General features: G+C 69.8%; 22 protein-coding genes. 14 read left to right on the forward strand and 8 right to left on the reverse strand.

The window, feature by feature from the left end:
* Positions 1-104: 104 nt before the first annotated feature.
* Positions 105-1,115: a DUF4424 domain-containing protein gene (locus NNZ72_RS20640; RefSeq protein ID WP_257317470.1), complete on the reverse strand. Its 1,011-nt coding sequence runs from the start codon at positions 1,113-1,115 to the stop codon at positions 105-107.
* 175 nt (positions 1,116-1,290) lie between these two features.
* Between NNZ72_RS20640 and NNZ72_RS20645 the strand changes: the two genes are divergently transcribed.
* From NNZ72_RS20645 to NNZ72_RS20655, 3 genes are read left to right on the forward strand one after another with little or no spacing between them, the layout of a single operon-like run.
* Positions 1,291-1,563, forward strand: coding sequence for a hypothetical protein (locus NNZ72_RS20645; protein WP_257317471.1), 273 nt, complete (start codon positions 1,291-1,293; stop codon positions 1,561-1,563).
* 55 nt (positions 1,564-1,618) lie between these two features.
* Positions 1,619-2,365 carry a TlyA family RNA methyltransferase gene (locus NNZ72_RS20650; RefSeq protein WP_257317472.1) on the forward strand — a complete coding sequence of 249 codons (747 nt, stop codon included), beginning with the start codon at positions 1,619-1,621 and terminating at the stop codon, positions 2,363-2,365.
* Entirely contained in the window at positions 2,362-3,612 is a 1,251-nt protein-coding gene (locus NNZ72_RS20655; protein WP_257317473.1) for a class I SAM-dependent RNA methyltransferase, read from the forward strand. Before NNZ72_RS20650 ends, NNZ72_RS20655 begins: the two co-directional genes overlap by 4 nt.
* Before the next feature lie 6 nt (positions 3,613-3,618).
* On the opposite strand, the gene NNZ72_RS20660 is transcribed toward NNZ72_RS20655, so the two are convergent.
* The 3 genes from NNZ72_RS20660 to NNZ72_RS20670 all read right to left on the reverse strand — a co-directional run bounded on the left by NNZ72_RS20660 (position 3,619) and on the right by NNZ72_RS20670 (position 7,147).
* Positions 3,619-4,446, reverse strand: coding sequence for an alpha/beta fold hydrolase (locus NNZ72_RS20660; protein ID WP_257317474.1), 828 nt, complete (start codon positions 4,444-4,446; stop codon positions 3,619-3,621).
* A gap of 67 nt (positions 4,447-4,513) precedes the next feature.
* Complete coding sequence (locus NNZ72_RS20665; protein ID WP_257317475.1) at positions 4,514-5,263, reverse strand: crotonase/enoyl-CoA hydratase family protein; 750 nt, start codon at positions 5,261-5,263, stop codon at positions 4,514-4,516.
* A 108-nt stretch (positions 5,264-5,371) separates the two neighbouring features.
* A complete protein-coding gene (locus NNZ72_RS20670) occupies positions 5,372-7,147 on the reverse strand; it encodes an acyl-CoA dehydrogenase family protein (protein WP_257317476.1) in 1,776 nt (591 codons plus the stop codon).
* A gap of 175 nt (positions 7,148-7,322) precedes the next feature.
* Between NNZ72_RS20670 and NNZ72_RS20675 the strand changes: the two genes are divergently transcribed.
* The 4 genes from NNZ72_RS20675 to NNZ72_RS20690 all read left to right on the forward strand — a co-directional run bounded on the left by NNZ72_RS20675 (position 7,323) and on the right by NNZ72_RS20690 (position 11,758).
* Complete coding sequence (locus NNZ72_RS20675) at positions 7,323-8,399, forward strand: glycoside hydrolase family 25 protein (RefSeq protein WP_257317478.1); 1,077 nt, start codon at positions 7,323-7,325, stop codon at positions 8,397-8,399.
* A 62-nt stretch (positions 8,400-8,461) separates the two neighbouring features.
* A complete protein-coding gene (locus NNZ72_RS20680) occupies positions 8,462-9,067 on the forward strand; it encodes a DUF6656 family protein (protein WP_257317479.1) in 606 nt (201 codons plus the stop codon).
* A 41-nt stretch (positions 9,068-9,108) separates the two neighbouring features.
* Complete coding sequence (locus NNZ72_RS20685) at positions 9,109-10,104, forward strand: L-threonylcarbamoyladenylate synthase (RefSeq protein ID WP_257317481.1); 996 nt, start codon at positions 9,109-9,111, stop codon at positions 10,102-10,104.
* Between the two features lie 202 nt (positions 10,105-10,306).
* Positions 10,307-11,758, forward strand: coding sequence for an FAD-binding oxidoreductase (locus NNZ72_RS20690; RefSeq protein WP_257317482.1), 1,452 nt, complete (start codon positions 10,307-10,309; stop codon positions 11,756-11,758).
* Here the strand turns inward: NNZ72_RS20690 and NNZ72_RS20695 are convergent.
* Positions 11,755-12,825, reverse strand: coding sequence for a LacI family DNA-binding transcriptional regulator (locus NNZ72_RS20695; protein ID WP_371747796.1), 1,071 nt, complete (start codon positions 12,823-12,825; stop codon positions 11,755-11,757). The two genes, NNZ72_RS20690 and NNZ72_RS20695, sit on opposite strands and share 4 nt — an antisense overlap.
* A gap of 167 nt (positions 12,826-12,992) precedes the next feature.
* Here NNZ72_RS20695 and NNZ72_RS20700 point away from each other — a divergent pair, with 167 nt between their 5' ends.
* The 4 genes from NNZ72_RS20700 to NNZ72_RS20715 all read left to right on the forward strand — a co-directional run bounded on the left by NNZ72_RS20700 (position 12,993) and on the right by NNZ72_RS20715 (position 17,628).
* Positions 12,993-13,973, forward strand: coding sequence for an ABC transporter substrate-binding protein (locus NNZ72_RS20700; protein WP_257317485.1), 981 nt, complete (start codon positions 12,993-12,995; stop codon positions 13,971-13,973).
* 153 nt (positions 13,974-14,126) lie between these two features.
* Entirely contained in the window at positions 14,127-15,632 is a 1,506-nt protein-coding gene (locus NNZ72_RS20705; RefSeq protein ID WP_257317486.1) for a sugar ABC transporter ATP-binding protein, read from the forward strand.
* Positions 15,629-16,633, forward strand: coding sequence for an ABC transporter permease (locus tag NNZ72_RS20710; RefSeq protein ID WP_257317487.1), 1,005 nt, complete (start codon positions 15,629-15,631; stop codon positions 16,631-16,633). Before NNZ72_RS20705 ends, NNZ72_RS20710 begins: the two co-directional genes overlap by 4 nt.
* An 11-nt stretch (positions 16,634-16,644) precedes the next feature.
* Positions 16,645-17,628 carry an ABC transporter permease gene (locus NNZ72_RS20715; RefSeq protein ID WP_257317488.1) on the forward strand — a complete coding sequence of 328 codons (984 nt, stop codon included), beginning with the start codon at positions 16,645-16,647 and terminating at the stop codon, positions 17,626-17,628.
* A gap of 236 nt (positions 17,629-17,864) precedes the next feature.
* Here NNZ72_RS20715 and NNZ72_RS20720 read toward each other — a convergent pair whose 3' ends face one another.
* Both NNZ72_RS20720 and NNZ72_RS20725 read right to left on the reverse strand, forming a co-directional pair.
* The gene (locus NNZ72_RS20720; RefSeq protein ID WP_257317489.1) at positions 17,865-19,484 is read right to left on the reverse strand and encodes an FGGY-family carbohydrate kinase; all 1,620 of its coding nucleotides are present in this window, start codon (positions 19,482-19,484) and stop codon (positions 17,865-17,867) included.
* A 165-nt stretch (positions 19,485-19,649) separates the two neighbouring features.
* Positions 19,650-21,965, reverse strand: coding sequence for a DUF1217 domain-containing protein (locus NNZ72_RS20725; protein ID WP_257317490.1), 2,316 nt, complete (start codon positions 21,963-21,965; stop codon positions 19,650-19,652).
* Between the two features lie 263 nt (positions 21,966-22,228).
* Here NNZ72_RS20725 and NNZ72_RS20730 point away from each other — a divergent pair, with 263 nt between their 5' ends.
* Together NNZ72_RS20730 and NNZ72_RS20735 are read left to right on the forward strand one after the other, a co-directional pair.
* The gene (locus NNZ72_RS20730; RefSeq protein WP_257317491.1) at positions 22,229-22,795 is read left to right on the forward strand and encodes a DUF6101 family protein; all 567 of its coding nucleotides are present in this window, start codon (positions 22,229-22,231) and stop codon (positions 22,793-22,795) included.
* Between the two features lie 134 nt (positions 22,796-22,929).
* Positions 22,930-23,097, forward strand: coding sequence for a hypothetical protein (locus NNZ72_RS20735; RefSeq protein WP_257317492.1), 168 nt, complete (start codon positions 22,930-22,932; stop codon positions 23,095-23,097).
* 4 nt (positions 23,098-23,101) lie between these two features.
* Here NNZ72_RS20735 and ubiA read toward each other — a convergent pair whose 3' ends face one another.
* The gene (gene ubiA / locus NNZ72_RS20740) at positions 23,102-24,055 is read right to left on the reverse strand and encodes a 4-hydroxybenzoate octaprenyltransferase (protein WP_257317493.1); all 954 of its coding nucleotides are present in this window, start codon (positions 24,053-24,055) and stop codon (positions 23,102-23,104) included.
* An 89-nt stretch (positions 24,056-24,144) separates the two neighbouring features.
* Here ubiA and NNZ72_RS20745 point away from each other — a divergent pair, with 89 nt between their 5' ends.
* Positions 24,145-24,384, forward strand: coding sequence for a hypothetical protein (locus NNZ72_RS20745; RefSeq protein WP_257317494.1), 240 nt, complete (start codon positions 24,145-24,147; stop codon positions 24,382-24,384).
* Positions 24,385-24,505 lie beyond the last annotated feature (121 nt).

Consider the following 24,505-nt stretch of genomic DNA (forward strand, 5'->3'; position numbering starts at 1 on the left):
AGGGGTTTGTCGGGGCGTTTTCCGAAGGAAGCCTTAGCCGGGTTCCCTTTCTCCCCGCTTGCGGGGAGAAGTCGCGGCAGCGGGATGAGGGGCCTTTCGCGGCCCTACTGCATCGCCGCCATCGGCTTCAGCAGCAGGATGTCGATGTCGCGTTCCGGGTAGAAATCCTTCGCCTTCATCTCGAAGGTGGTCGGGCCGGTCTTGCGGACGCCGTCGCCGCAGAAGCTGACGAGGTTTTCCGGCGCCCCCTTGTCGACGGTGAGCGTGAAGTCGCGGATCGGGCCGCTCCAGTTGGCACCGGTCGTCAGCACGTAGGAGATCCAGTTCTCGACGAGATAGGATTTTCCCGCCGCCATGTCCTTCTCCGACTGCACGGCGCGGCGCACGATGTCGTCCTCGATGCAGTAGCGCTTGCGGTAGTCCTCGAAGCGCTCGCCCTTGCCGGCGCCGTCCTCCAGGAAGGTGATGCCGACCGTGCCGCCGACGCCCGGACGGTAGCGGTGCTGCACGGCGACCTCGCGGCCCGCCGGAAAGGTCGTGCGCCACCAGTAGACGGATTTCAGCGTCCAGAGCGGCGTGCGATGGTCCTTCATGCCGGTGCCGTCGTCGTCGTAGCTGTCGACGAAGATGATGCCGCGGGAAATCCAGTCCCCGGCCACCTCGGCGGGAAGCTTTTCCAGCGCCGCCTTCGTCGCTTCCGCATAGGGCAGCAGCGGGACGCCGCGGGCGACGAGGTCCCCGGTGACGTCGAGGCCGGCGGCCTCCGCGCGCTGCTGCAGGTTGACGGCGACCGCCCGGCCGTCCTGCGCGGCGGTGAAGGCGAGGTAGTTGTCCGTCTCCGTGTCGTCGAGGGCGACATTGGCATAGGGGTCGCCGCCGATCTCCGGCATCGGGAAGGCGACGAGGCCGGAGACGTCCTTGTCCGAGGTGTTGGTGAAGACGTAGTCGACGCGGATCTCCGTCGGCGAGATGAAGAGCGCCTCGCGCGTCATCTCCACGTCCGGCGAGCGCACGAAGGTGAGGCCGCCCGCCTTCAGCTCGGCCATGGTGTCGTTCGCCGCGGCGGGCGCGGCGGCGAGAGCGAGAAGCGCAAGCAGGCTGAGAAGGGCTTTCATGGTCGTCCTCGGAGGGTCAGGCCTTGCGATATCAGCCGAAATCCCCTTCGCCGGCAAGGCCTCATCCTTTCTCAACCATGCCGCTTTGCCCGGGCGTAACCATGTCCCTTGGCCGTTCCGCAACCTCCCGCCGCTAGTCTTGCCGGCAACGAGAAAAGACCGGACAGGGAATACCATGCGCCATCTGCCGATTGCGGCCGCCGCCGCGATGCTTTGCCACGCCGCCGTCGCCGCGGCCGAGGAGCGGCCCTCGCACGACCCCGCCGTCGAGGCGGCGGCGATCGCCATCCTGCAGAAGAAGCTGCCGGAGATCCGCAAGTCGCACGGCATCGCCGACAGGCCGGTGATCGTCCGCAGGCCCGACGACGCGGCGAAGCCGCAGGGGATCGCCGCGATCGTCGAGCCCGGCGAGGGCCCCTCCCCGACCGGCCGGATCATCTGGCTCTGACGGCGGCGGTGATGCCGGCTCTTGCCAGCGCCGCGCCGAGGCGGCATGAGAGGCGATGCCTCACGAACCCACCCGCCTCGACCAGCTCCTCGTCAATGCCGGCCTCTTCGCCAGCCGCTCGCGGGCGCGCGACGCGATCGCCCGCGGCACGGTCCGCGTCGACGGCCGCGTGATCACCAAGCCGGGCGCCGCCGTCCTGCCCTCCGCCGTCCTTGCCGTGGACGATCCGGCGCAGGCCTACGTCTCGCGCGCGGCGCTGAAGCTGATTGCGGCACTCGACGGCTTCGGCCTCGATCCGGCGGGCCGCGACTGCCTCGACATCGGCGCCTCCACCGGCGGCTTCACGCAGGTGCTGCTGGAGCGCGGCGCGCGCCACGTCGTCGCCGTCGACGTCGGCCACGACCAGCTGCACCCGAGCCTCCGCGACGATCCGCGCGTGACCAATCTCGAAGGGCTGAACGCCCGCGCGCTCGGCCGGGCCGACCTCGGCGGGCGCGAGATCGGCGCGGTCGTCTCCGACGTCTCCTTCATCTCGCTGAAGCTGGCGCTGCCGCCGGCGCTCGCGCTCGCGGCACCCGGCGCCTTCTGCGCGCTGCTCGTCAAGCCGCAGTTCGAGGCCGGCCGCGCGGCGATCGGCAAGGCGGGCCTGCTCAAGGACCCGGAGAGCGCGCCGCAGGTCGCCGCCGGGCTGGAGCGCTGGCTCGCGGAGGAGATGGGCTGGAAAAGCCTCGGCCTCATCCCCTCGCCGATTTCCGGCGGCGACGGCAATGTCGAATTCCTGCTCGGAGGCCTGAAGCCATGACCGCCGAAACGCTCACCGTCTCCCGGCTCGGCAGCGGCGGCGACGGCATCGCCGACGCACCCGGCGGGCCGGTCTACGTGCCCTTCTCGCTGCCCGGCGAGACGGTGGCCGTGGCGCGTGTGAAGAACCACGGGACGATCCTCTCCATCGCCAAGACCTCACCCGAGCGGGCGGAGCCGCCCTGCGTGCATTTCGGGCCGGACGGGAAGAACGGCACCTGCGGCGGCTGCACGCTGCAGCACGCGGGCGACGCGCTCTACCATGCCTTCAAGCGCGACCTCGTCGTCAACGCGCTGAAATCGAAGGGGCTTGTCGCGGACGTGGCGCCGCTCGTCATCGCCCGGCCGGGCGAGCGCCGCCGCGTCGTCTTCACCGCGCGCCGGACGGAGAAGGGCATGCTGCTGGGCTTCAACCAGGCCGGCAGCCACCACATCGTCTCCATCGACCACTGTCCGATCAGCAGCCCCGGCATCGTCTCGCGGCTCGGGACGATCCGCCGCGTGGCGGGCGCGATCGCCACCGGCGCCGAGCCGTTCCGCATCACCGTTCTGGAGACGCTGACCGGCCTCGACCTCGCCTTCGAGGGCGTGAAAAAGGTGGGCGACCGGGAGCGGCGGGCGGTGACGGAATGCGTGCTCGCCACGCGCGGTATCGCCCGGGTGACGAGCGACGGCGAGGTGCTGATTTCGCCGGAGCGGCCGGAGATCGACTTCGGCGGCGTCATCGTCTCGCCGCCGCCGGGCGGCTTCACCCAGGCGACGAAGCCCGCCGAGGACGCCATGGCCGACATCGTGCTCGCCGCCATCGGCAAGGCGAAACGCGTCGCCGACCTCTTCGCCGGCGCCGGCACCTTCTCGCTGAGGATCGCCCGCAAGGTGCGGGTGCATGCCGTCGAGGGCGAGGAGAAGGCGCTGAAGGCGCTCGACCATGCCGCGCGCAACACGCAGGGGCTGAAGCCGGTGACGGTGGAGAAGCGCGACCTCTTCCGCCGCCCGCTGATGGCCTCCGAGCTCAAGGCCTACGACGCCGTCGTCTTCGACCCGCCGCGCGCCGGCGCCGAGGACCAGTGCCGCGAGCTCGCTCGCTCCGGCGTGAAGACGATCGTCGCCGTCTCCTGCAATCCGCTGACGCTCGCCCGCGACCTCGCGATCCTGACGGCCGCGGGCTACCGCATCCGGCTCGTCACGCCGATCGACCAGTTCCTCTGGTCGGCGCATGTCGAGGCCGTGGCGGTGCTGGAGAAATAAGCGGCCTCAGTGCCGTTCCATCAGGAAGGCGAGGAGGTCGCGGGTGATGTCCGCCTTGTGGGTGGCGAGCAGGCCGTGCGGCGCGCCCTCGTATTCGATCAGCCGGCTTCCCGAGATGCCGCGCGCGGCCGCCCGCGCCGAGGCGTCGATCGGCACCGTCTCGTCCTTGGTGCCGTGGACGATCAGCGTCGGCACGGAGAAGGCCGCGAGATCGCCGCGGAAATCCGTGGTGGCGAAGGCCTTCGCGCAGGCCAGCGTCGGATGCAGCCCCGCCAGCATCGACTGGCTCACCGACCAGTCGAGCACCTCCTGGCTCACCGGGTGCTCGAAGAAGCCGACGCCGTAGAAGCTCTGGAAGAACTGGGCGAAGAACTGGGCGCGATCCTTCCGGATGCCGGCCTCTATCCCGTCGAAGGTCGATTGCGGCGTGCCGTCAGGGTTGTCGGGGGTCTTCAGCATGTAGGGCACGACGGAGGCGATCAGCCCGGCCTGGCGGATGTTGCGGCCGCCGTGCCGGCTCATGTAGCGCGCGACCTCGCCGCCGCCCATGGAGAAGCCGATCAGCGCCGCATTCTCCGCGCCGGTGGCGGCGATGACGTCGGCGAGATCGTCGGCGAGCGTGTCGTAGTCGTAGCCGGCCCAGGGCTGGGCGGAGCGGCCGAAGCCGCGGCGGTCGTAGGCGATCGCCCGCATGCCGGCCTCGGCGATGGCGAGCGCATGGTCGTCCCAGCTGTCGGCCGACAGCGGCCAGCCGTGGAGGAGGATGACGGGGCGACCCTCGCCCCACTGTTTGACGTAGAGCGTCGTCCCGTCGCGTGTCTCGATCGTGGCCATGGCGTTTCCTCTCGATTGGAATCGGGGAGGAAAGCCGGAGGCGGCGGATTGTTCCGCCGCGGGAGGCTCAGCGCCGGGCGAGGAAGGCCTCGAAGGCGGCGCGCGCCTCCGGGCTTGTAAGCTGCCGGGCGAAATGCGCCGCCTCCTCGTCGATCCGGGCGGCGACGGCCGCGCGGTCGCCGCGGATGAGGTCGCGGGCGATCGCCAGCGCCTGCGGCGGCTTGGCGGCGAGCCGGGCGGCGGCGGCAAGCGCCGTCTCCTCCACCGCCCCGGCCTCGACGACGGCATGGATCAGCCCCGCCTCGCGCGCCGCGTCCGCGGAGAAGGCCTCGCCCGCGGCGAGCAGCGCGAAGGCGCGCTGGTGGCCCATGACGCGCGGCGCCAGCAGGCTGGAGGCCGCCTCCGGCACCAGCGCGAGATCGACGAACGGGGTGCGGAACTCGGTACGCGGCGAGGCGTAGGTGAGGTCGCAATGGAGGTGGATCGTCGTGCCGATGCCGATCGCCAGCCCGTCGACGCCGGAGACGAGCGGCTTGCGGTGCGCGGCGAGCGCATGCAGGAACTCCACCACCTCGCCGCCCATCGTGCCGCCCCTGGCGAAGGCGAGGAAGTCGTTGAGGTCGTTGCCGGCGGAAAAGCAGCCCTCGCGGCCGAGGAAGAGGGTGGCGCGCACGGCCTCCTCCGCGTCGGCGCCGCGAAGGGCCGCCGTCATCGCCGCGTACATGGCGCGGGTGATGGCGTTCTTCTTCTCCGCCCGGTCGAGGCGGATCACCAGCACGCCGGACACGGGGCGCTCGATGCGGATGTGGTCGGTCATGGCGCTCTCCCCTCGCGTCTGTTCTGGCTGTCGCCACCCCCCTCTGCCCTGCCGGGCATCTCCCCCCTTGAGGGGAGATGCCCGGCAGGGCAGAGGGGGCAAAAGCCTTCACCCCAGCACCACCCGCGCCGCATCGAGGCTCGCCGCGCCCGAGACCACGCGGTCGCGCAGCGCGGCCGCCTCGGAAAGCAGGTTCTCGGCGAAGAAGCGGCAAAGCGCGCGGCGCTCGTCCCGGCGGCCGTCGCCGGCCTCGGCGAGCGCGCCTTTGGCGAGGTAGCAGCCGGTGAGCACGAGGCCGAGCAGGCGCTGGTAGGGCGTGGCGCCGGCGAGCGCCCCGGCCTGGCGGCCTTCGGCCAGGGCCGCGGCGAGCCAGGCGGTCGCGGCCTCGAGGTCGGCGACTGCGGCTTCGAGGCGGGGGCCGGTCTCGCCGAGGGCCGGGTCGGTCCCGGCTTCGGCGGCGACGGCACGCAACTCGGCGATCAGGCTCCCGATCTGCCGGCCGTCGGAGAGCGGCAGCTTGCGGGTGACGAGGTCGATCGCCTGGATGCCGTTGGTGCCCTCGTAGATCGGCGCGATGCGGGCGTCGCGGTAGAGGCGGGCGGCCCCGGTCTCCTCGATGTAGCCCATGCCGCCGTGCACCTGCAGGCCGAGCGAGGCGACCTCGACGCCGACGTCGGTGGTAAAGCTCTTGGCGACGGGGGTGATGAGGCTCGCCCGCTCCGCCCAGTGCCGGCTCTCCTCCCCCTCCGTGGTGTGCGCCATGTCGACGGCATGGGCGCAGGCATAGGCGATGGCGCGCGCGCCCTGGGTCAGCGCCTTCATGGTCAGCAGCATGCGGGCGACGTCCGGGTGCTCGACGATCGCGCTCATGCCCTCGCCCGTCCGGCCGGGCGCGCGGCCCTGCGTGCGCTCCCTCGCATAGGCGAGCGCCTTCTGCGTGGCGGCCTCGGCGATCGCCACACCCTGCATGCCGACGGCGAGCCGCGCATTGTTCATCATCGTGAACATGCAGGCGAGCCCGCGGTTCTCCTCCCCGACCAGCCAGCCGACGGCGCCGGGCTCGTCGCCGAAGCGGCCGTCGCCGTAGATCATCGTGCAGGTGGGGGACGCGTGGATGCCGAGCTTGTGCTCGATGGAATGGCAATGGACATCGTTGCGCCGTCCGGGCGCGCCGTCCTCGCCGACGAGGAACTTCGGCACGAGGAAGAGCGAGATGCCGCGCGTGCCGGCGGGCGCATCCGGCAGGCGGGCGAGCACCAGATGGACGATGTTCCCGGTGAAATCGTGCTCGCCATAGGTGATGAAGATCTTCTGGCCGAACAGCCGGTAGGTGCCGTCGCCGCGCCGCTCGGCCCGCGTCTTCAGCGCGCCGAGGTCGGAGCCGGCATGCGGCTCGGTGAGGTTCATCGAGCCCATCCACTCGCCGGAGACCATCTTCGGCAGGTACTTCGCCTTGAGCTCCGCAGAGCCGTGCGCGGCGAGCGCCTCGACCGCGCCGATGGTGAGCGTCGGGCCGATCGCGAAGGCCATCGAGCCGCCGTTCCACATTTCCAGCGCCGCGACGTGCAGCATGTGCGGCAGGCCCTGCCCGCCGAATTCCGGCGGCGCGGTGAGCGCGTTCCAGCCGCCCTCGGCCCAGGCGCGGTAGAGCGCCGGCCAGCCGTCAGGCATCGTCACCTCGCCGTTTGCCAGTCGCGCGCCCTGGCGGTCGCCGACCTCGGCGAGCGGCGCGATCTCCTCCGTCGCGAAGCGGCCGGCCTCGGTGAGGATCGCGTCGACGAGGTCGTCGGTGAGCTCGCCGAGCCGGCCGGATTCGAGCGCGCCGGCAAGCCCCGCGACATGCCGCAGCGTGAAGGCGATCTCCTCGACCGGCGCCCTGTACATCGCTATCCTCCTCCCGGCCCCGCCCTGACTCGCGGGCTTTTTTCCAGACTATTTGTTTGTACGTAAGCGTCAACGGCCGCCCGCCGATCGCGGGTGCGCTGCGTCAAGCCTTTGTTAACCATGTTCGCGCCACCATGGCCGCTTGCGGAGGACCGTCGATCCGACAGGAGCGCCCATGATCGCCAAGCACCTTTGCGGCCTCGCCGCCCTTCTCCTCGCCTGCCTGCCCCATGCCGCCGGGGCGGCCGACGTCGAGCCGTGGAAGAAGCGGGAGAACGCCATCGTCATCGACGCCTACGAGCTCAACGAGATCGACTGGGCCGAGATGCTGACGGACAAGCGCATCGCCGGCTTCATCTCCAAGGCCTCGGACGGGCTGCCGGAAAGCTACAGCTGCAAGGGCGACCACGGCGGCGACACCTTCGCCCATTGCAAGACGATGTGGCGCAAATACGCGGTGAGCCGCGAGCTCTACGAGACGCGCCGGCTGCTCGCCCGCTCCAAGGGCCTGCTCTGGGGCGCCTATCACCTCGCCCGTCCGGGCAATCCGGTCGACCAGGCCAACCACTTCCTCGACTACGCCAATCCGCGGGACGACGAGATGATGGTGCTCGACATCGAGGCGATCGATCCGGAGCGCTTCATGTCGCTTGCCGACGCGCAGGTCTTCGCCGGCCACATCAAGACGCGCACGGGCCGCTATCCAGTGCTCTACACAAACCACGCGACGGCGCGCCACATCGCCGCCAACCGCGACAGATACCGCATCCTCTCGCGCCTGCCGCTCTGGTATGCCCGCTACAAGCCGGGCATCGAGGGCGTCTTCCCGATGGGCAACTGGGACAATTACGCGCTCTGGCAGTTCTCCGCCGCCGCCAACTGCACGAAGCGCGCCTGCCCCTACCGGGTGAAGGGTGCCGCAAACGACATCGACGTCAACGTGGCGGCGATGACCAGGGCGGAGCTCCGCAAGGCCTGGGCCTTCGGCGGCCTGCTGCCGGAAAAGCCCTTCGAGCCGCTCGACGGCATGTTGACGGCCTCCATCTCCGCCGAAGGCCGGCTTTCGGCGCGTGCCGAGGCGGACGCGACGGCCGGCGCATCGGCCGCGGTGACGGGCACGATGGCGCTTTCCGGTGTGCTGGCGACGGTTTCGGCGGATGCGCGCGCGGGCGCGGGCGTCAACGGCGCCGCCACGGTCTCGCTGTCGCGCCGGCTCGTGGAGGTCACACCGCTCAACTACCAGGATTTCTGAAAGGTTTGCTTAACCCTGTCTGCGTAACCTTCGCTGCAGGTGGCGCGAGATGGAGCCGGCGCGTGGAGACCAGGAAGTTCCGCTATTACGATGCCGTCGCCTACAAGCGGGCGACGCTGGCGAAGGTCGCCGTGCACACCGAGTTCCTGCGCACCGGCCGCATCGAGCGCAGCAGCGCCTGGAGCGCCAGCGAGAAGCGCTACCTCACCCATGCCGAAGTCGCCGAGCGCACCGGCCGCAAGCTGGAGCGGGCCGGCACGACGACGCACGAGCGCATCAACGGCTTCCACCGCTCGATCCGCTTCCCGAAGCTCATCTTCCACCGCACGCTCGCCGAGACGCCGCATCTCGGCTATTGCCACGTGACGGTCGCCAACTCCCGCTTCGCCGAGTTCGACAACGTGCAATGGGCCTTCTACATCGCCAATTTCCATGCGGAGATCGGCGCCGGCGAGCAGTTCTTCGCCGACATCTCGCAGAAGCAGGGCCGCATGTATTTCGCCGTCGCCATCACGCCGGCCGAGGAGGAAGGCCGGCTTTCGATCGACCGCAAGGTGCGCGGCAACGGCGTCATCTTCCGCACCGCCGACCCGAAGACGGCGATGAAGAACGTCCTGATGCTGGGCGCGCGCGACGAGGCGCTGCGCAAGATCATCGACGCGCTGTAACGCCCCTTGGCATCGCCGGCCAAAGCCCTGTAAAGGGAGGCATGGCCGAGATCATCGACACGAGGACGGACCCGGAGGAAGCGTTCGCGCGCGGCTGCGAGGCGCTCGCGCGCGGCGTGCCGGTCGCCATTCCCACCGAGACGGTCTACGGCCTTGCCGCCGACGCCACCGATCCGCGGGCGATCGCCCGCATCTACGAGATGAAGGGCCGGCCGCGCTTCAATCCGCTGATCTGCCACATGGCCGACCTCGCCATGGCGGAGCGGCACGCCGTCTTCGATCCCCTGTCGCGGACGCTGGCGGAGGCCTTCTGGCCGGGGCCGCTGACGCTGGTGCTGCCGGTGAGGCCGGACAGCGATATCCATCCCCTCGCCCGCGCCGGGCTCGACACGGTCGGCATCCGCGTGCCGACGGGATTTGCGAGCCGGCTGCTTGCCGCCTTCGGCCGGCCGCTCGCCGCCCCCAGCGCCAACACCTCCGGCCGCATCAGCCCGACGACCGCCGCACACGTGGCGGCCGATTTCGGCGGGAAGCTGGAACTGGTGCTCGACGCCGGGCCGGCCAGGGTCGGCCTCGAATCGACGATCCTCAAGGTGGAGGGCGGCACGGTCCGGCTGCTTCGGCCCGGCGGGCTCGACGCGGGCGAGATCGAACGCGTCGCCGGCCGGCCGGTCGAGCGGCCGGAACGGGCAGGCGCGGCCATCGTCGCGCCCGGCATGCTCGCCTCGCACTATGCGCCCGGCGCACCCGTGCGGCTCGAGGCGGAGGACGTGCGGCCGGGCGAGGCGCTGATCCGCTTCGGCGGCCGTCCGCTGCCGGGCGAGGACAAGGCCGCGCTGGTGCTCGACCTCAGCCCGAGCGGCGACCTCGCGGAAGCCGCCGCCAATCTCTTCGGCTACATGAAGCGGGCGGATGCGGCCGGTGCCGCCGCGATCGCCTTCTCGCCGGTGCCCGCGACCGGCCTCGGCGAGGCGATCAACGACCGTCTGCAGCGCGCCGCGGCACCGCGGCCCGGGGCTGCGGAACGGGCAAGTTGAGGATGCCGCGCCATACCCCCCTCCGCCCTGCCGGGCATCTCCTCCTCAAGGGGGGAGATCGGCAAGAGGCGAAGACCCCGCTCACATTGCGTCGCTCAGGATGGGCGGGACGAAGCCCCATCCAATCTCCCGCCTTGAGGAGGAGATGCCCGGCAGGGCAGAGCGGGGCGAGGCGGCATTTGACCAACGGAAAGGCAAGCCCATGACCCCGGACCTCATCGCCCGCTTCGCCGACATCACCGGCCCCGCGCACGCGCTCGTCACGCCGCAGGACATCGCCCCCTATCTCGTCGAGAGCCGCGGCCTCTATCACGGCTCCTCGCCGCTGGTGCTGAGGCCCGGGTCGGTCGAGGAGGTGTCGGCGATCCTGGCGCTCGCCAGCGAGACCGGGACGGCGGTCGTGCCGCAGGGCGGCAATACCGGCCATGTCGGCGGGGCGGCGCCGCGCGAGGGGCAAAGCGACGTCGTGCTGTCGCTTGCGCGCCTCAACCGCATCCGCGAGGTCGATCCGGTCGGCAACGTCATCGTCGCCGATGCGGGCGCGGTGCTCGCCGAGATCCAGCGGGCGGCGGAGGCGGCGGACCGGCTGTTCCCGCTGTCGCTCGGCTCGGAGGGCTCCTGCCAGATCGGCGGCAACCTTTCCACCAATGCCGGCGGCACGGCCGTGCTGGCCTATGGCGGCGTGCGCCAGCTCTGCCTGGGGCTGGAGGTGGTGCTGCCGACCGGCGAGATCTGGAACGGGCTGCGCAGGCTGCGCAAGGACAATACCGGCTACGACCTGCGCGACCTCTTCATCGGCGCGGAGGGCACGCTCGGCGTCATCACCGGCGCGGTGCTGCGGCTCTTCCCCCGCCCGCTCGGCCACGAGGTCGCGCTCGCCGGGCTGAAATCTCCCGCCGACGCACTGAAGCTCTTCGAGCGCGCCGCCGAGCGCTGCGGCATGGCGCTCACCGGCTTCGAGCTGATGCCGCGGCTCGGCGTCGACTTCACCATGCGCCACATTCCCGGCGTACGCGACCCGCTCGCCGGCCGGCACGACTGGTATGCGCTGGTCGACGTCTCGACCTCCGATTCGGCCGAGGCCGCGCGGCGGATGATCGAGGTCCTGCTTTCGGAAGGAATCGAGACCGGGCTGATCGAGGATGCGGTGATCGCCGAGAGCGAGACGCAGCGCCAGGCGCTCTGGCACATGCGCGAGAGCATGTCGCCGGCGCAGAAGCCGGAGGGGGGCTCGATCAAGCACGACGTCTCGGTGCCGGTCGCAAGCATCCCCGCCTTCATGGCCGAGGCGGACGCGGCGGTGCTCGCGGCGATCCCCGGCGCGCGCATCTGCGCCTTCGGCCACATGGGCGACGGCAACATCCACTACAACGTCTCCCAGCCCGTCGGCGCCGACACGGCGGCCTTCGTCGCCCGCCGGCGCGAGATCAACGCGCTGGTGCACGGCCTCGTGCGGAAATACGAGGGCTCGATCTCCGCCGAGCACGGCATCGGCCAGATGAAGCGTGACGAGCTGGCGGAGGTGCGCGCGGGAATCGAGATCGAGCTGATGCGCCGCGTCAAGCGCGCCTTCGACCCGGCCGGGATCATGAACCCCGGGAAGGTATTGGCCCAGGACCGATCGACACCCGGTTCCGGCCGGTATCGGTCCTAGCGCCGGCGCGGCTCGGCGGTCGTGCCGCGCACGACGAGGGGGCCGTCGACCTTGATGGTCATGGCGCGCGCCGGCTTGCCGTGGATCGCCATGTCGATGAGGATCTCGGCCGCCTTCTGGCCCATCTCGTAATTGGGCAGCACGAGGGTGGAGAGCGGCGGATGCGTGTAGCGGGCGAGCTCCTGGTCGTCGTAACCCATGACGGAGAGGTCCTCCGGCACGCGCCGGCCCTTCTCCTGCGCCGCCTCCATCATGCCGATCGCCATCAGGTCGTTGCCGCAGAAGATCGCCGTCGGCGGATTGTCCAGCGACAGGAGCTCCAGCCCCGCCTCGTAGCCGCGCAGCGGCAGCCAGTCGCCGTCGCGCACGAGGCTCTCGTCGAAGGCGATGTCGGCGGTGGCGAGCGCCTGCTTGTAGCCCTTGAGGCGGTCGATCGCCGCGTCCATCCACGGCTCGCCGTTGATGAAGCCGATGCGCTTGTGGCCGAGCGCCGTCAGGTGCGCCGTCGCCGCGAAGCCGCCGGCCACCTCGCCCGGCACGATCGCCACGTGCTGGCGCGGCTCGCAATAGCAGTTGAGCAGCACGGTCGGGATGGACTTCAGCGCGGGCGGCACGCGCACCTTGCGGGTGAAGATCGTGGCGTAGACGACGCCGGCGATCGCCGGGTCGCGCAGCACGGAGCGCAGCACCGCCTCCTCCAGGTCCGGGTTCGAGCGCGTCGCATGGGCGGAGACGAGCAGGCCCTGCTCGAAGGCGTAGTCGCGGATGCCGTCGAGGCTGACGACGGGATGCGGGCTCGTGGAGATCTCGTCGACGATGAAGGCGATCGTGTCCTTCTCCACCGCGGGCGCGGCGACAGGGGCGCGGGTCGCCGGTAATTTATAACCTATTTTATGAGCAGCCTCGCGCACCTTCTGCTGCGTCTCGGGCGAGATGCGCGAGCCGGACATCTCGTTGAGCACGAGGGAGACGCTGGACTGGGAAACGCCCGCGATCCGCGCGACATCCGTCATCGTCGGCCGCCCGTCGCCGCCTCGTCCGGCATTCCTCCCGTTTTCCCTGGCCATCCGCGTTCCTCACCTCCGATGTGCAGCGCAGCAGGACTTTTTGCACCTGCTCATAATTTTAGCGCTTGACTGCTCATATTATTAGCGCAAGATTTACCCATGTGAAGCACAAAATGCTCACGTCCGGTAGAGATATCGGTTCCGTTTTTTGGGAGGAGAACCCGCCTATGACCATGATTTCCCGCCGCACCTTCCTGCTCGCCGCGACGGCGGCCGGTGCGCTGGCCGCCGCCGGCGTCGCCATGGCCGAACTGCCGAAGCTGGCCCAGAAGGACACCTACAAGGTCGGCTTCGCGCAGACGGAGTCCAACAATCCCTGGCGCATCGCCCAGACGAACAGCATGAAGGCCGAGGCCGAGAAGCTGGGCTTCCAGCTCGTCTACACGGACGCCGCCGGCTCCGCCGCCAAGCAGGTCGCCGACGTCAACTCGATGATCGCCCAGGGCGTCGACGTCATCTTCCTCGCCCCGCGCGAGGAGAAGCCGCTGATCCCCGCCGTCATGGCGGCCAAGAAGGCCGGCATCCCGGTGATCCTGCTCGACCGCTCGGTCGATCCGTCGCTCGCCAAGGCCGGCGAGGACTACGTGACCTTCATCGGCTCCGACTTCATCGAGGAAGGCAAGCGCGTCGCCGAATGGCTGATCAAGAACGCCAACGGCAAGTCGAAGATCATCGAACTCGAAGGCACGACCGGCTCGTCGCCCGCCAACGACCGCAAGAAGGGCTTCGACGAGGCGATCAAGGCGGCCGGCGGCTTCGAGATCGTCGCCTCGCAGACCGGCGACTTCGCCCGCGACAAGGGCCGCCAGGTCGCCGAGGCCCTGCTCCAGGCCCATCCGGACGCCGACGTCATCTACGCCCACAACGACGAGATGGCGATGGGCGCCATCGCCGCGCTCGAAGCGGCCGGCAAGGTGCCGGGCAAGGACGTGCTGGTGCTCTCCATCGACGGCGGCAAGGAGGCCGTGCAGGCGGTCGTCGACGGCAAGATCGCCGCGGTCGTCGAGTGCAACCCGCGCTTCGGCCCCAAGGCCTTCGAGACGATGCTGCGCTATGCCAAGGGCGAGGCCATCGACCCGTGGGTCATCAACGAGGACAAGTTCTACGACGCCTCGAACGCGGCCGCGGAACTCGCCGACGCCTACTGATCTGATCTCCCGAGACCTTTCCGGCCGGGGCGGCACAACCGTCTCGGCCGGCTTTTTGAACGGACGGCCCCGCCGCGGCACCGGGCCTGACACGGCGGCCCGTTCGGGTGTAGTCTTGCGCCGGCCGGCGGGCTGGCGAAGGGGAGGAATGCGATGCTTCTGTCCATGCAGGGCATTTCCAAGGCGTTTGCCGGCGTGGCGGCGCTGAGATCGGCCTCGCTGGAGGTCGGGCGCGCCGAGGTCATGGCGCTGGTCGGCCAGAACGGCGCCGGCAAATCCACGCTCATCAAGATCCTGACCGGCGTCTACCGCCGCGACGAGGGCACGATCGCGCTCGACGGTCGCGAGGTCGACTTCGCCATGCCGGCCGAGTCGCAGGCCGCCGGCATCGCCACGATCTACCAGGAGATCAATCTCGCACCGCAGCGCTCGGTGGCGGAGAACATCTATCTTTCGCGCGAGCCGCGGCGCTTCGGCATGATCGACCACGCCGCCATGCGGCGCGGCGCCGAGGCGGTGCTCGCGACCTTCAACCTTGCAATCGACGTCGACCGGCCGGTCGCCCGCTTCGACGCGGCGACGCGGCAGATGGTGGCGATCGCCCGCGCCGTCACGCAGAACGCCCGCCTCGTCATCATGGACGAGCCCACCTCCTCGCTCGACGAGCGCGAGGTCGCCGTGCTGTTCGAGACGATCCGCACGCTGAAGCGCTCCGGCGTCTCCGTCATCTTCATCGGCCACCGGCTGGACGAGCTCTACGCGATCTGCGACCGCGTCACCATCATGCGCGACGGCCAGACCGTGGCGAAGAGCGCGATGGCCGACATGTCGAAGATGGACCTCGTGCGCCACATGCTCGGCAAGGAGCTCGCCGCCTTCCAGGCAATGGCCGCCGACGGCGCGACGAGCGACCGGCCCGTGCGGCTCGCCGTCGAGAAGGCCGGCGCGGGCGTGCGCGTGCGCGACGTCAGCCTCACCGTGCGCGAGGGCGAGATCTCCGGCCTCGCGGGTCTCCTCGGTTCCGGCCGCACGGAGACGGCGCGGCTGATCTTCGGCGCCGACCGCATGGAGCGCGGCACGATCCGCATGGACGGCAAGGCGCGCGACTACCGTGAGCCGGCCGCCGCCATCGCCGACGGCATCGGCCTCGTCTCCGAGGACCGCAAGGTCGACGGCATCGTGCCCGACATGAGCATCCGCGAGAACATGACGCTGGCGCTGCTGCCGAAGCTCAGGAAGGCCGGCATCGTCGACCGCGCCCGGCAGGACGAGATCGTCGCGCGCTACATCCGCGCGCTCGGCATCAAATGCGCCTCGCCCGACCAGCCCATCAAGGAGCTCTCCGGCGGCAACCAGCAAAAGGTGCTGCTCGCCCGCTGGCTTGCAACCGACCCGCGCGTGCTGATCGTCGACGAGCCGACGCGCGGCATCGACATCGGCGCAAAGTCGGAGATCCTGAAGCTCTTGCGCGGCCTCGCCGACGAAGGCCTGAGCGTGCTGATGATCTCCTCGGAGCTGGAGGAGCTCTTGGCGGCGGCCGACCGCGTCACCGTGCTCAGCGACGGCTCCTCCGTCGCCGAGATCGCGCGCAAGGACCTGAGCGAGGCGGCGCTGCTTGCCGCCATGGCCCACCAGATGCCCCAGGGTGAAACGGCATGACGACCATCGAGACCCCCGCCTCCCGCTCCGGGCCGTTTTCCGGCGGCCGGCTCTTCACGCTCGCCGGCCGCTACGGCACCTTCGTCGCCTTCCTGGCGCTGATCCTGTTCAACGTGATCGTCACGCCGAATTTCCTGTCGCTGCAGACGCTCAACGTCAACCTCACGCAGGTGGCGACCATCGTCATCGTCGCGACCGGCATGACGCTGGTCATCGCCACCGGCGGCATCGACCTCTCCGTCGGCTCGCTGATGGCGATCTCCGGCGCGCTCGCGCCGATGATCTTCATGGGCCGGTTCTGGCCCGTGGAGAACATGGCGTTGGCCGTGGCGCTCGCCTTCGTCATCCCCGTCGTCGTCGCCGGCCTGTTCGGGCTCTTCAACGGCGCGCTGGTGACGCGCTTCTCGATCCAGCCGATCATCGCCACGCTGGTGCTTTTCATCGCCGGGCGCGGCATCGCCCAGGTGATGACCAACGGCAACCTGCAGGTCTTCAAGAACGAGGGCTTCCAGTTCATCGCCATGGGCCGCATCGCCGGCATCCCGGCGCAGGTCGTGCTGATGGCGGTGATCGTCGCGCTCGCCTGGGCGATGGTGCGCTACACGGTCATCGGCCGGCAGATCATCGCCGTCGGCGGCAACGAGAAGGCCGCACGGCTTACCGGCATCCCGGTGAAGCGCGTCAAGCTCTTCGTCTACATGGTGAGCGGGCTGCTTGCGGGCGTCGCCGGCCTCGTCGTCGTGGCGCGCAACGCGGCGAGCGACGCCAACCTCGTCGGGCTGGGCATGGAGCTCGACGCGATCGCGGCGGTGGCGGTCGGCGGCACGCTGCTGACCGGCGGGCGCGCCAACATCATCGGCACCGTGCTCGGCGCCTTCGTCATCCAGCTCGTGCGCTACACGCTGCTCGCCAACGGCGTGCCGGACGCGGCCGCCCTCGTCGTCAAGGCGGCGCTGATCGTGCTCGCCGTCTTCATCCAGCAGCGCGCCGACAAGCATTGAGGAGCCCCGCCATGCAAGCGATACTCAGGCCCTTTGCCATCAAGTCCTCCGGCGACATCGCCCGGCTCGGCGTCATCCTGGCGCTTCTCGGGCTGATCCTGTTCGGGGCGCTGCGCTACGACTACTTCCTGTCGCCCTACAACATCCTCTCGTTCCTGCGCTACAATTCCATGTTCGCGCTGATCGCGCTCGGCATGGCCTTCGTCATCATCACCGGCGGCATCGACCTGTCGGTCGGCGGCACGGCGGCGATGGCGAGCGTGGTGGCGGCGCTGCTGTCGCCCCACCATTGGGCGGCCGGGCTCCTGGGCGGCATGGCGGCGGGGCTCGCCGTCGGCGCGGTGAACGGCTTCATCATCACGAAGATGCGCATCCAGCCCTTCATCGCCACGCTCGCGACCATGCTCGCGGCCTACGGCACGGGGCTGCTGCTCGCCGGCAACCAGTCGGTCTCCGTCTCCTACGACAGCGGCTTCACGGTGATCGGCCAGGACGATTTCCTCGGCTTCCCGATCCCCGCCTGGATCGCGCTTGCCGCCTATGTCGCGGGCTGGCTGGTGCTGGAGAAACTGCCGATCGGCCGGCACATCCTCGCCATCGGCGACGGCGAGGCGACGGCGGGGCTGATGGGCCTCAAGGTCGAGCGCACGCTCGCCGGCGTCTACCTCGCCTCCGGTGCGCTCGCGGGGCTTGCCGGCGTCGTCCTCGCCGCGCAGTTCGGGGCGGGCCAGCCGACCGAGGGCGTCGGCTGGGAGCTCTTCGCCATTGCCTCCGTCGTCGTCGGCGGCACCTTGCTCACCGGCGGTGCGGGCTCCGTCGGGGCGACGCTCGCCGGCGCGCTACTGCTCGCCATGGTCTTCAACATCCTCAACTTCGAGAACGGGCTCGGCTGGATCTCGCTGTCGGCCTACTGGCAGTCCGTCATCCGCGGCGCCTTCCTGCTCGTCGTCGTGGTGCTGCAGGCCAAGCTGATGAAGAAGCACGAGGGGGCGTGAGGTTTTTACCCTCCCCTCGATGGGGAGGACTATCGCCCATGGAATGATGAGGGTGCTTCCTGCCGCCTTCTCCCCGGCGGGGAGAAGGTCGCGGCAGCGGGATGAGGGAGTGCCGCAGGCACGATACGACGAGCTTGCCCCCTCATCCGGCCCTTCGGGCCACCTTCTCCCCGGCGGGGAGAAGGGGCGATTGCCCTGCCCTTGAGGGGGAGGCGAAGACGCCGCCGGCGCCCGGGTCAGCCCGTCCTGATCTCCCGCGCGACCGCCTGCAGGCGCTCGAAGGCACGGTAGCGGGCGGCGTGGGCGGCGGCGATGTCGCCGCCGGCGGGACGGAAGACCGTGGCGAGGCGCGACATCGCCGTCATCGCCGCGTTCAAGGAGGGATAGCGGCCGGCCGCGACGGCGCCGAGCATGGCCGCGCCGAGCAGGACCGGCTCGTCCGTATCGGCGGCGCTGAGCGCGACGCCGGTCGTGTCGGCGAGCACCTGGCGCACGAGGCCGCTCTGCGCCGCCCCGCCGCTCGCGACGATGAGATCGATCGCAATTTCCGCCTCCGAAAGCTTGTCGAGGAGCTGGCGCAGGCCGTAGCCGATGCCGCAGAGGCCGGCGACATAGAGCGAGACGAGGCTGTCGACGCCGGTTTCGAGCCCGATGCCGGCGATCACCGCGCGCGCGTCCGGGTCGGCGTGGGGCGAGCGGTTGCCGAGGAACTCCGGCACGACATGGACGGCGCCGGCAAGCGTCACGGCCCTTTTCGGGCTGCCGGCTCGCCGGCCCGCCTCGCGGTCGAGCCAGGCGACGAGCGACAGGCCGGCCGCCTCGGCGAGCCGCCGCGCCTCGGGCGCTGCCGGATGCATCGTCACCAGGTGGTCGATGGCCGCGCCCGCGGCGGACTGGCCGCCCTCGTTCAGCCAGAGGCCCGGCAGCATGGCAGAGAAATAGGGACCCCACACACCGCGCACGAAGACCGGCTCGCGGCTCGACGCCATGGAGCAGGCCGAGGTGCCGAAGATATAGGCGAGCCGGCTGCCGACGCCGGCGTCGATGCCGGGCGCCGTGCCGCCGAGCGTGCCGACGCCGCCCGCATGCGCGTCGATCAGCGCGGCGGCGACGGCGGTGCCCGGGGCAAGGCCGAGGTCGGCGGCGGCAGCCGCCGTCAGGCCGTGCCCGAGCGGCGTGCCGGGATCGACCACCGCGGTGCCGATGCGCGCAAAGCCCTCGGCCGCGAGCTCGCCGAGGCCGATCGCCTCGAAATAGGCGGCGTCCCAGCGCTTCTCGTGGGCGAGATAGGTCCACTTGCAGGTCACCGTGCAGACCGAGCGGGCGAGCGAGCCGGTGGCCCGGAAGGTGAGATAGTCGGGAAGGTCGAAGAAATGGCCGGCGGCGGCGAAGGATTGCGGCCGGTTGCGCTTGAGCCAGAGGAGCTTCGGCGTCTCCATCTCCGGCGAAATGCGTCCGCCGACATAGTCGAGGACGGCGTGTCCGCCGGCGTTGATCCCGGCCGCCTCGCCCGCCGCCCGATGGTCCATCCAGACCATGACGTTGCGGGCGGGGTCGTCCGAGGGTCCGACCGCCACCGGCGCGCCGTCGGGATCGATCACGACGAGCGAGCAGGTCGCGTCGAAGCCGAGCCCGGCGACGTCCTCCGCCGCGATGCCGGCTTCGGCCACCGCCTCGCGCACGCTCTCGCAAACGGCCTGCCAGATCTGCTCGGAGGACTGCTCGACGATGTGGCCCGGCTCGTGCCAGATGGTCACCGGACGCTTCGCGGCGGCGACGAGGCCGCCCTTCTCGTCGAAGATGCCCGCCCGCGCACTGCCCGTGCCGACGTCGATGCCGATGAAATAACGCGCCATGATCCCCGATCCGTCATCGGCGGCACGGGGTCGCGGACTTCCGGCGGCGGCGTCAGCCTGAACGGCGAGCGCCTGCGCCATGTCGATCCGATCCGCGATATCCCGGCCGCCCTTTCCGCCGCACCTTAGCCCCGGGCCTGCCGCCGATCAATGCGGCGACCCCGCTCAGCCGCCGATGCGCAGCTGCGCGAGCGACATCAGCAGGTCGGCACCGATGCCGGCGCCGGCGGAGCCCGTGAGCACGGAGAGCGCCGGGTCGAGGGTGGCCGCATTGTCGGCATCGTAGAGCACGGAGAACTTCACGATCATCTTGGAGACCTTCTCCGGGTCCTGCAGGTCCTTCAGGTCCATGTAGCGCTCGATCATGTCGGCCTGCGCGTCGACGTCGGCGTTGCCGATCTCGTCGGGCAGGGAGTAGAGGACCTTGAACACTTGGAAGAGCGCGTCGTCGGCGAGCAGGTCGTAGGGGCTCGATATGGTGGCGGCCTTGCGCTCGAAATAGAGGGCGAGGCGCACGCCGGCATTGTCGGCGCCGGCGTCCTCCTCCATCATCTGCCGGACGAAGCTGTCGATCGTCTGGTAGATGCCGCGGCGCGACTGGATCTCGGCCTCGTCGGGCCGCACGACCAGGCCGTCGGGACCGAAGTTGAAGGAGGCGACGATCTTGCGGAAGGAGCGGTCCGCCTGCTGGTTGACGAAGCTCGCGGGGTCGTCGAGGTCGGAGGTGAAGATCTTCGCCATGAATTCGGCGTCCACGCTCGCCGGGTCGATGCCGTTCGCCTCCAGCACGAAGGCGACGAGGCGCGGGTCGGAGAGGAACGCCTTGACCGAATCGACCTTCTGCATCTGCCGCGAGTAATATTTCGCCTCCTCCTCGGCGAGCGTCTTGTCGTCGGCCGTGCCGAAACGGGATTTCTCGACGATATAGGCCCGCGACATGGCCAGCACCTCGGCGGAGGACTGTGCCAGCTTGGGCTGCGTGACGATGCCGTCCGATCCGAAATTGAACGCCTTGGCGAGCTCGACGAAACGCTCGTCCTTGAGCGTGTAGACGTAGCTCTTCGGGTCGTTGAGGTCGCTCTTGAGCACGTTCTTGACGGTCAGGACGGAGACCTTGGCCGGGTCGATGCCGAAGGCCTTGAGGGCGAAGTCGTAGATGGTCGCCTCGCCGACGAAATCCTGCACCGAGGTGACGGCGCCGATCTGCGCCCTGAACCGGCTGACCGCCTTGTCGTCCGCCTCCTCGTCCTTGTCGTTGTAGTGGACCATGTAGCCGCTCGTCGTGACGCTCGTCTGGCCGATCGTCTGCGCCGCGTCGCCGGCGGCGAGGGTGCCGTCCTCCTGGAAGTTGAAGGCCGCCCGCAGCGCGACGTACTTCTCCTTGTCCGCCCCGCCGAACCGGTTGATGTAGCTGTCCGGGTTGTCCGGGTCGGGATCGCTCGTCAGGATGTTGCGGACCGTGTAGCCGACGACGGAGAGCTTATCGAGGTTGAAGGCCACCTTGACGTAGGAGAGGAGCCGCGGGTCGGCGATGAGCTCGTCGACCGTGCCGATGCTGCCGATCCGGCTCTCGAAATAGTCGCGGTTCATCACCGCCGCCGCCGTCGTCACGCGCGGATTGGAGAGCGTGTAGAGGTCGTTGGTGTTCTTCTTCTGCTCGACCGTCTGCACGGTGCCGGCCACCGCCGTGCCGTCGGCGGAGAAGCTGAGGGCGCTGGCGAGCGAGATGTAGCCGGCGGCGCGCTTGACGACGCCCTGCATCGTCGCGATCTCGGCCCGCACCTTGTCCTTCTCCGCGTCGGTGAGCGTGCCGGAATTGAGGCGCGTGTTGGCCTCCGCGATCTTGACGCCGAGCTCCTCGATGACGGGGACATAGGTCCGGTTGACGTAGCTGTCCGGGTCGCCGACGTCGCTCGTCAGCACCTGCTTCATGTTCTCGCGCGACCAGGTCTTCTCGTCGAGGCCGAAGGCGGTGAGGAGGTAGCTGCGCAGCCGCTCGTTGTTGAGGAGCTGGTCGACGCTCGTCACCGTGTCGACGACGATGTTGTAGTAGCGCGTCTCCTCCTTGATCGCCGTCCCCGCATTGGCCGCGGTCGCCTTGTAGAGGCCGATGACCTCGTCGAGCTGGGCCTCGGTCTGCGCCGTCGCGGTGGTCGAGCCGCCGAAGCTGAAGGCAGCGGCGAAGGTGCGGTAGCGATCGTCGGTGAGTAGGTTGGCGAAGCTGTTCGAATCGGAGACGTCGCTTTCCAGGACCTTGCGCATGAAGGCCTTGGCGTAGGTCATGTCCTCCAGGCCGTAGGCCTTCATCGCGTAGGAGTAGAGGCGGTAGTCGTCGAGGAACTCGTCGAGCGAGGAGACCTTGCCGATGTTCTCCTTGTAGTAAGCCGCCTCCCGCGCGTTGACGTTCTCGTTCGCCGTGCGGTTCAGCGAGGTGAGCAGGTCGCGCGTGATCAGGTTGTAGCTCATGTAGGTCGACAGCATCGGACACCGTTCCTTCCCGGCGGCCGGCGGCCGCACCGGGCGCCAGTGTCGCGCACGAGCCTTGTCCCGGCCTGTCGGCGGCCATTCACCGCTTCTAAACCCTGTGCCGTGCGCTTTTGCTAACCATCGGGAAACGCAAAGTTTTCTTAACCGCGATTTTTAAGCGGCACGGAAGGGGCCGCGCCTAATCTTCCCCCCAGAGGACGAAAAGTCCCGACGAGAAGACCGGAAACCGGCTCTCAAGGAAGACAAGGGCGAAAGACATGCTGAATACCGTTTCCAATCCGGCCTGGGCCGGTTCCACGCTCCGGCTGGACCCCCGGCGCTTTCCGCAGCAGACGAGCTTCCGGCCGCGCGGCGACGAGGCGCTGGCGACCGTCACCCTCGACGAGCGCGGCGCGGTGCTGCGCCGGGTGCTGCCGTCGAGCGGCCTGCCGCTTTCGATCGCGTTGCCGATCCGCGCCTTCAAGGGCATCGCCGCCCGCGCCATCGATCACGGCAACGGCGCGGTGACGGTGACGCTGGAACTGCACCACGACGATCCCGAGCTCTGCATCCCGCTCCTGGTCGCGCACGACCTCTGCGACATCGCCGCCGACTGGCGGAGCTGGGCGGAAGCCTACCGGATGCCGATGCTGATGGTCGAGGCGGACGGCATCGCCCGGCCGCTGGAGGAACACCTGACCGGCGTGGGCGGCCGCCCCGCCCGGCCGCGACGCCGCCACTCCTACTTCGCCGACCGGCGCCCGCGCTTCCTCGTGCGCCGCACCACCGGCAAGCTCGGCGTCCAGATGAAGATCAACGGCCGGGAGATCATCGCCCGGCGTTGAGCATGCGATGAAACATGGACCTCCGGGAAAAGCCGGCCGGCCCCTGCGGCCGGCTTTTTCTGTTCCCTCCGGAACACCCCGGGCCCCGGCGGCGTGGGAAGAACGGTCGCAAACCGGAACAAGGGACGACCGCCATGACGAAGTTCTTCACCACCCTTCTCGGCCGCATCCGCATGCTCGACGCGGCCGCCGAACGCACCCGCCCGCCGCGCCGCGGCTCGGAGCTCGCGCTGCATCCGGCGACGCTGCGCCGGCTGACGGAGCGGCCGCAGACCGGCAGCCGCAGCCCGCGCCACCGCTGAGACGTCAGGCGAACGGGATGGCGACGACGAGGCCGAGGAAGACGATGAGGCCGACGACGCCGTTGAACTTGAAGAGCGACAGGCACTGCTCGGCATCGTCGATGTCGAGCATGGCGATCTGCCAGGCGAGCAGCGCCGCCGCCAGCACCAGGCCGACATAGGCCGGGATGCCGGCGCCGGCGAGATAGAAGGCGAGCGCCAGGAAGACGACCGTGAGCCCGTAGAGGCCCATCAGCCACAGCGGCGTGTTCTCCGCGAAGAGCCGTGCGGTGGAGCGCACGCCGATCAGCGCGTCGTCCTCCTTGTCCTGGTGGGCATAGATCGTGTCATAGCCGATCGTCCAGACGACGGCCCCCACGTAGAGCGCGAGGGGCGCGGCCGACAGGGTGCCGAACGTCGCCGCCCAGCCCATCAGCCCGCCCCAGGAGAAGGCGAGCCCCAGGAAGAACTGCGGCCAGTCGGTGAACCGCTTGGCGAAGGGGTAGACGGCGACGACGGCGAGCGAGGCGATGCCGAGGACGATCGAGAAGCCGTTGAACTGCAGCAGCACGAGGAGGCCGGCGAGCGCCTGCAGCGCCATGAAGACCTTCGCCTGCCTGCGCGTGACGCGGCCGGACGGCAGGGGGCGCGAGCGGGTGCGCGCCACCGCCTGGTCGATCTCGTGGTCGACGAGGTCGTTGTAGGTGCAGCCGGCCCCGCGCATGGCGACGGCGCCGACGAAGAACAGCAGGAGATGGGCGGCGAGGCGCAGCCAGTCGAAGCCGCCCGCGGCGAAGGCGGCGTTCTCGGCGAGCGCCGCCGACCAGAAGCACGGCCACATCAGCAGCTGCCAGCCGATCGGCCGGTCCCAGCGGGCGAGCTGCGCATAGGGCCACAGGCCGCGCGGCAGCGCGCGGTAGACCCAGTTGTCGGAAGGCGCGTCGGCGACGCGGCCGGAATCGGGCGTTGGGCTGGTCATGCGCCTAGATGGCAAGCCGCCCTGCCCCGGTCAAGCCGGAACAAAGGCCGGCAGGCCGCGTTCGGGACCGAACGAAACGGGAGGCTGCGATGACCGTCAGCACCATGGAACTGAAACTTCAGGCGATCCGCGACGACGAGGGCCTGTCGCGCGAGGAGAAGATCGCCCGGCTGGAGCGCCTGCGCACCGAGGCGCGCGCCCTGCAGCGGGCGGCGAGCGAAAGCAGCATGGTCGAGGACGACGGCTGGTACGAGGACGTGCACCTGATCGACCTCGTGCTCGACCGGCTCGGCAGGCCGGTGGAGGAAAAGGGCGCGGCGACGCTGTGAGGCCCCAGGGGCCCTGGCATGTGGGATGATGATGGCGCGTCCTGCCCCTTCTCCCCGCCGGGGAGAGCGACTGTCTTAGCCGTCAAGCGTTTTGCCATGGTTTTCCGTCTCGGATGATTGC

Origin of the sequence: Shinella pollutisoli, assembly GCF_024609765.1 — a bacterium.
Taxonomy (GTDB): domain Bacteria; phylum Pseudomonadota; class Alphaproteobacteria; order Rhizobiales; family Rhizobiaceae; genus Shinella; species Shinella pollutisoli.